The following is a 7,371-nucleotide window of genomic DNA, read 5'->3' on the forward strand; positions in this document are numbered from 1 at the left end:
TATGATTGGTTTTTCTTTATATTTTGATAGGGACTTCGACTTAGAAAATGAGCTAAGTAAGTATGAGGGCTTTGATATCTTATTTACTTCGATTCATTATCCAGAAGGATCTGAGACTTTCGAAAAGTTCTTGGACCTCTGTGAAAAATCCCTTGATAAAGATTTTAATATTTGTGTCGATTTAAATAAGGATGTCCTTAGTAAGAATCCCAAGCTTTTGGAAATGGACCTTATACTAAGGCTTGATTATGGCTTTAACCCCAAAGAGATAGCAGAATTAAGTAAGAATAATAGGATTTCTATAAATGCTTCTACAATTGATAGGAAAATCTTAGAAGAAATTTTAGCGTTCGGGGCGAATAAGGATAATATCCTAGCTATTCACAATTACTATCCTCTTGAATTTTCAGGTCTGGGAGAAGATTATCTTAAGAGGAGAAATGACCTCTTTAAGTCACTAGGAATAGAGACTATAGCCTTCGTAGCTGGAAATGAGAATTTGCGTGGGCCAATTAAAAAGAGCCTTCCAACTTTAGAAAGTCAGAGACTAAAGAATCCTTACCTGAGCTTTGTGGAGCTTAGGAGAAAATATGATATGGATTCTATAATCATAGCTGAAGGAGTTGATGAAAGATGTCTTTCATATATTAGAGATTTTGACAAAGATAATAAGCTAAGTCTTAAAGTTAAGATGAATGATGAATTTAACCATATCAAAGGCTTTGGGCAAAGGATGGATCTTAGTGAATTTGTCCTAAGGAATGAGAGGGAATATAGGAAGGTGAACGCTTCTAATTGCTTCAATGCCAAAAGAGGTGATATACTAATCTTAAATGAGAAGTCTGGAAGATACAGCGGAGAGATTGAAATTTGCAAGAGAGATTTAGGACTTGTAGCAGACAGAAATCTTATCGGAAAAGTGGATAAAGAACATATTGAATTAATTGATTATATAAAAGGAGGTGATGAGCTTGTCTTCTACAGAAGATAGAAATCCCCAAAGCGCAAATCTTGATTTAAAGAGCGTTAGAGAAATATTGGAGATAATAAATAGAGAAGATAAGACAATTGCAGGAAGTGTTGGACAATCCTTAGAGGATATAGAAAAGCTTACAGAAGAAGTAGTAAAGACTTTTAAAAATGGTGGCAGATTATTTTATTTGGGAGCAGGAACTAGTGGAAGGCTTGGAGTGCTCGATGCATCTGAGACTGTTCCAACCTTTTCAGTAGATCCAAAGCTTGTAACAGGCCTTATAGCAGGAGGAGACTATGCCCTCCGCCATCCTATAGAAAACGCTGAAGATAGCGAAAAGGCAGGAGAAGAGGATTTGATTAAGGAAAATCTTACATCTAAGGACTTTGTTATAGGAATCGCGGCAAGTGGTAGAACTCCTTACTGCATAGGAGCTGTTGAATATGCCAAAAAAATCGGTGCTAAGACCGGATCTATTGCTTGTAACAAAAACGCTCTTATTTCTGATCATGTGGATTATCCAATAGAAATAGAAACTGGAGCGGAGGTTCTCACAGGTTCGACTAGGATGAAGGCAGGAACTGCAACCAAGATGGTACTAAATATGATATCGACTACAGCTATGGTGAAAATCGGCAAGGTCTATGATAATCTTATGGTTGACTTAAGGCCAACTAATGAGAAGCTTATAGATAGGGCGAGAAAGATTATAGTTGAACTTACAGGAATTTCATACGAGAGGGCAGGAGAAATATTAGAAGAAGCTAATAATCAAGTAAAACCTGCAATAATAATGGTAAACAAGAACATAGGTTATGAGAAAGCCCTAGAGATTTTGAAAATAAACCAAGGCTTTATAAGAGAGGATTTGTGATATGACAAACAATGAATTAGCCAAATTATTGATAGAAGATTTTGGTGGATCAGGTAACTTAAGAGAAGTTATCAATTGTATGACAAGAGTTAGGGTAAAGGTCAATAATCCTGACCTAATCGATTATGAAAAAATAAAATCAAGAGAAGGAGTCCTTGGCCTTGTAGAAGGAGAGCAAGTCCAAGTAATCCTGGGACCAGGCAAGAGCGAGAAGGTAGCACGAGCTATGGCAAGTCTATCAGATAGTCATTTTAGCGAGGAAACTGATAAGGAGAAACTTCAAAGACAAACTCAAGAAAATAAAGAAAGCTACAAGGCAGGTCAAAAGCAAAGCGGATTCAAGAAGTTTACATCAAGTATTGCTTCAGTCTTTGTTCCACTAATTCCAGCCTTCGTTGGGGCAGGACTTATAGGTGGTGTCGCCTCAGTCTTACAAAATATGGTAACAGCAGGTAGTGTAAGCCAAGAATCTGTGGCAACTTTAATTCAAGTTCTAAATATTATGAAAAACGGCCTTTACGCTTATCTAAATATCTTTATTGGTATCAATGCAGCGAGAGTCTTTAAGGCAAATCAAGGCCTAGGTGGAGTAGTTGGAGGAATGGTGTATCTTACTGGAATGAATCCAGATATGCCTATCAATAATATTTTCCTAGGAACACCTCTTGCAGCTGGTCAGGGAGGAGTTATTGGAGTATTAGTTTCAGTTTGGATTTTATCCAAGGTAGAAAATGCCCTTCACAAGGCTGTACCAGATTCTTTGGATATTATAATAGTCCCAGCTATCTCACTAATTATCGTAGGACTTCTTCACATGTTTATCATAATGCCACTAGCAGGACTTATCTCTAATGGTCTAATAGGATTTATCGATGGAGTAATCAATATAGGTGGACCAATATCTGGCTTTATCCTAGGTGCCTTGTTCCTTCCAATGGTAATGCTGGGCCTTCATCAAATACTCACCCCAATCCATGTGGCTATGATTGAGTCACAGGGAGCAACCTACCTTCTTCCAATCCTTGCTATGGCAGGAGCTGGTCAAGTTGGAGCTGCTATTGCGATTTTGGTTAAATGTAAGAATAACAAGCAAATCCAAACCATAGCCAAGGGTGGACTTCCAGTTGGAATCCTTGGAATTGGCGAGCCTTTAATATATGCCCTAACCCTACCAATGGGTAAGGCCTTCATCACAGCTTGTATTGGTGGTGGAGTTGGCGGTGCTGTAATTGGTCTAATTGGATCAATAGGCGCTACAGCCATAGGACCTTCAGGAATTGCCTTGATTCCACTTATTTATAATAATAGATGGCTAGGATATCTTGCAGGACTTATTGCAGGATATGTGGGAGGATTTATTGCCACTTATTTCTTTGGTATTGATGAAAAATATGTAAATGGAGCAAGTCTCGATAATTCTAACAAGTTTGAATTTAAATAGTAATGAGCGAAGCCACGGAGGGATTTTCCTTTCCGTGGTTTTACTATTTAAGTCGAAGGCTTTATATTGATAATTAACTATTAAAAGATATAGTTATTATAACAAGCTTAAGGTAGGAAGAGATGGCAAATACAAGTAACTTTACTGAAGATAAAAATTTTTTCATATTAAATTCTATGGATGATTGGGTTAGGATTGTCGATACAAATGGCAAGACTATCTTTATTAATGATGTCTTCAAGAAAGCCTGTGATACGTCTCTTGAGCTTAAAAACTATGTTGATGAGTCTTCTTCTTTTCTTCTAGGAGATAGGAATGAAGCAGTAAGAAACACTACCATGATTGAAGAAAAGTTAATCGATGAGAGATACTTCTCGATCAAGTCATCTCCAATCTACAATGGAGATGAGTTTTTGGGGATTGTGGAAGTATATAGGGACATCACCCGCGAGAGTTTGATGAAAATTGAGCTTTTCAATAATAATAGAGACATGCTCGATGACGTAAGATTTGTAAAGAAGATTCAAACAAATATCCTTCCTAGGGATAAGGCCTATGGCAAGCTTATCTTAAAGAGTAAGTATATACCAAGTGATGAGCTTTCTGGAGACTTTTTCGATCTAATCAAGATAGAAGAAGGAAAATATGCCCTCTACATTGCAGATATTATGGGCCATGGGGTAAAGGCTTCGATAATGACTATGTTTATCAAGGTAACCATGAATGCAATTCTTGACAAGCATCCTGACTATTCCCCATCAGAGATTTTATTTAAGCTAAGGGAGAAGTTCGCAAAACTTGGCATGGAGTCAAGTCAGTACTTTACAGCTTGGCTTGGAATATTTGATTTCGAAAGAGACTCTCTAACATTTTCTAATGCTGGCCACAACTGTCCTCCCCTTTGGTATTCCAAAAGCGGTGATAAAGTAAGCTATCTTCTGGCAAGCGGAAGGATGATTTCAAATATTATAGAGCCCGATAACTATGATGAAAAGACTGTAGAAGTAGAAAGTGGAGATAGGATCCTCTTATTTTCTGACGGAGCCATAGAGACAAAGGATGAGAAAAGATGTGAGTATGGGCTCGAGAGGCTTAAAGAAAACTTTGCTTCCTACCATGATCTAGAAAAAAGCTATGCAGATATCAAAAACTTTACCTGGGGCAAGCAAGAAGACGACCTAAGTCTTGTCCAAATCGAATATAAGGAGAAATAATGAAAAAACTAAATTCATATATAGACCACACCAATCTAAAGCCAGAGGCACAAATTGACGAGATAAAGACTCTTGTCGATGAAGCTATCGCAAATGATTTCTATAGCGTATGTGTAAACTCTACCTACGTAAAAGACATCAAAGCCTACAACAAAGACGTAAGAATCGCTGCAGTAGTCGGCTTTCCTCTAGGAGCAATGGCGACAAGAGCCAAGGCATATGAGGCAAAATGCGCCGTAGAAGATGGGGCAAGCGAGATCGATATGGTTATTCCAATCGGAAGACTCAAGGATAAAGATTACGACTATGTTCTAGAAGATATAAGAGCTTGTAAAGAAGCTATAGGAGATAAAATACTTAAGGTAATTATTGAAACATGTCTTTTAACTGACGAAGAAAAAATTAAGGCCTGTGAGCTAGCTGAAGATGCTGGGGCTGATTTTGTAAAGACTTCTACAGGATTTTCTACTGGAGGAGCTAATGCTTCTGACGTAAGACTTATGAAAAAAACAGTAGGAGATAGGCTAGAAGTTAAGGCAAGCGGCGGGATCCATACTAGAAAAGAAGCCATGGATATGATCGAAGCTGGCGCTAGTAGGATTGGTGCGAGCAAGTCAATTGATATTTGTAAGGAGTAAGTATGGCCAATGAAGTCATGATGCAGTCTTTCGAATGGGACACAGACGGATCGGGAGACTTTTATAAGAAACTAAAAAAAGATGCCAAGACCCTAAAGGAAAATGGAATAGATGGTTTGTGGCTTCCTCCAATGACCAAGGGCGGAAGCGATATGGACGTAGGTTACGGAGTCTATGACCTTTGGGATTTGGGAGAGTTCGATCAGAAGGGAACTATTAGAACCAAATACGGAACCAAGGAAGAGCTCCTAGACGCCATTAAGGCCTTACAAGATGCTGGGATCAAATGCTATGCTGACGTAGTCCTAAACCATAAGGGAAATGCGGACTTTACAGAAGAGTTTAAGGCAGTTATGGTCGATCAAAACAACAGAGAACAAGACGTCTCAGGAGAAATGGACATAGAGGCTTGGACTGGCTTTGACTTTAAAGGAAGAGCTGGTAAGTACTCCGACATGGTTTGGCACTATTATCATTTCTCAGGTGTAGACTATGACGTAAAAAGCGATACCTCAGCTATATTTAGGATCCTAGGAGATGGTAAATATTGGGAAGAGGATGTATCAGGCGAAAAAGGTAACTTCGATTATCTCATGAATTGCGACATTGACCACGACCATCCAGAAGTCAGAGAAGAGATTTTCAAATGGGCCGATTGGTTTATCGACGAGACCAAGGTCGATGGCTTCAGATATGACGCCCTAAAGCATATTTCATCTAACTTTATCCACGACCTGTCTGATCATATAATCAATGAAAAGGGAGAGGAAAACTTCTATCTCTTTGGAGAATTCTGGCAATACAACAAGGAAGAAATCGCCAAATACCTCGAAACAACAGATTATAACATAGATTTATTCGATGTTCCCCTACATTTTCATATGCAGGAAGCAAGTAAGTCCATGGGTAACTACGACATGAGAAAGATCTTCGATAATACAATCGTGGCAGACTTTCCTGCCCAAGCCGTAACCTTTGTAGATAATCACGACAGCCAACCAGGCCAATCGCTTGATTCTTGGGTTGAAGATTGGTTTAAGGAAATAGCCTACGCCATGATACTATTTAGAAAAGACGGCTATCCATGTATCTTTGCAGGGGACTATTACGGGCTAATAGGAGAGGTAAAGACCGAGGCTAAGTACGACTTAATAAATAATATGCTTAAGGTAAGGAAAAATTACAACTACGGTGAGGAAGATAACTACTTCGATGATCCTTCAGTTATAGGCTGGGTCAGAAGAGGAGACGAAGACCATAAGCCCCTAGCTGTCCTAATTTCAATCAAAGACATGGCTGAAAAGCAAATGTTTGTGGGAGAGGATGAGGCAGGAGCGACTTATGTGGACCTTTCCGGCAAAAACGAGGACATCACAATTGATGAAAATGGAAACGGAGTATTCACTGTAGGACCAGGATCTGTTACCTACTGGGCCAACAAGGAAAGCTTATGAAATATTACGCAGTAAAAAGAGGAAGGAATCCTGGGATATACACATCCTGGGATTCTTGCCTTAAGGAAGTAAAGGGATTTTCCAATGCGAGCTACAAGTCCTTTAAGAAAAAGGAAGATGCCATAGCCTTTATGGAAGATATAGAAGAGAAGGTAGAAGTAGATGACGAAACGATAATAGCCTATGTGGATGGTTCTTTCAATCTTAAGGAGAAAATCTACGGGGCAGGTGTTGTCTACATAAGTAAGGATGGGGAAAAAGAGCTCTACGAATCCTACACAGATGATTTCTACAAGCATAGAAATGTAGCAGGAGAGGTTAGGGCGAGTGAGCTTGCTATAAAAAAGGCTCTTGAAGAAAAAAGAGAAAAAATAATAATCTATCATGACTACCAGGGGATTTCCTCCTGGGCCAATGACGAATGGAAGGCCAAAAACGCGCTTACTATTTCCTACAAGAACTTCGTAAAAGAAGCGAGAAAGAGCCTAAAGATAGGCTTTGTCAAGGTCAAGGGTCACTCCAACGACAAGTACAACGACTGGGCAGATAGGCTCGCTAAAAAGGGTGCCCTAGTTGAATAAGGGTAAATAAAAAGTAAAATGAATCCAGGGAAATGAAGTTCTTCCCTGTAAAATAAACGCTATAAGCTGATGACTTCTACTTAAGAGTAGGGCCATCAGCTTTTTTTGTTCACTTTAGTGAGTTGAGCGAACGAAAGAGAGCGAAACAATAAACCACCTGCTATGCAGGTGGAGGGATTAAGCTTTAGCTTCAAGC

At 39.0% G+C, this 7,371-nt stretch carries 7 protein-coding genes and 1 riboswitch; all 7 genes read left to right on the plus strand.

Annotated elements, in window-relative coordinates; all coding sequences use genetic code 11:
- The first annotated feature begins 1 nt into the window (after nucleotide 1).
- A complete protein-coding gene (locus MRZ08_RS05200) occupies nucleotides 2-991 on the plus strand; it encodes a MupG family TIM beta-alpha barrel fold protein (RefSeq protein ID WP_297380125.1) in 990 nt (329 codons plus the stop codon).
- A complete protein-coding gene (gene murQ / locus MRZ08_RS05205) occupies nucleotides 966-1,847 on the plus strand; it encodes an N-acetylmuramic acid 6-phosphate etherase (RefSeq protein WP_297380128.1) in 882 nt (293 codons plus the stop codon). Before MRZ08_RS05200 ends, murQ begins: the two co-directional genes overlap by 26 nt.
- 1 nt (nucleotide 1,848) lies before the next feature.
- Nucleotides 1,849-3,288, plus strand: coding sequence for a PTS transporter subunit EIIC (locus tag MRZ08_RS05210; RefSeq protein ID WP_297380131.1), 1,440 nt, complete (start codon nucleotides 1,849-1,851; stop codon nucleotides 3,286-3,288).
- A gap of 122 nt (nucleotides 3,289-3,410) precedes the next feature.
- Nucleotides 3,411-4,502, plus strand: a complete 1,092-nt coding sequence (locus MRZ08_RS05215; protein ID WP_297380133.1) for a SpoIIE family protein phosphatase — start codon at nucleotides 3,411-3,413, stop codon at nucleotides 4,500-4,502.
- Entirely contained in the window at nucleotides 4,502-5,140 is a 639-nt protein-coding gene (gene deoC / locus MRZ08_RS05220) for a deoxyribose-phosphate aldolase (protein ID WP_297380135.1), read from the plus strand. The genes MRZ08_RS05215 and deoC overlap by 1 nt, the downstream gene beginning before the upstream one ends.
- Before the next feature lie 2 nt (nucleotides 5,141-5,142).
- The gene (locus MRZ08_RS05225; protein WP_297380136.1) at nucleotides 5,143-6,594 is read left to right on the plus strand and encodes an alpha-amylase; all 1,452 of its coding nucleotides are present in this window, start codon (nucleotides 5,143-5,145) and stop codon (nucleotides 6,592-6,594) included.
- Nucleotides 6,591-7,175: a ribonuclease H family protein gene (locus tag MRZ08_RS05230; protein ID WP_297380137.1), complete on the plus strand. Its 585-nt coding sequence runs from the start codon at nucleotides 6,591-6,593 to the stop codon at nucleotides 7,173-7,175. Before MRZ08_RS05225 ends, MRZ08_RS05230 begins: the two co-directional genes overlap by 4 nt.
- A 19-nt stretch (nucleotides 7,176-7,194) precedes the next feature.
- Nucleotides 7,195-7,261: riboswitch (Fluoride riboswitch) on the plus strand.
- Nucleotides 7,262-7,371 lie beyond the last annotated feature (110 nt).

The organism is Anaerococcus sp., from assembly GCF_022770135.1.
Lineage (GTDB): Bacteria > Bacillota > Clostridia > Tissierellales > Peptoniphilaceae > Anaerococcus.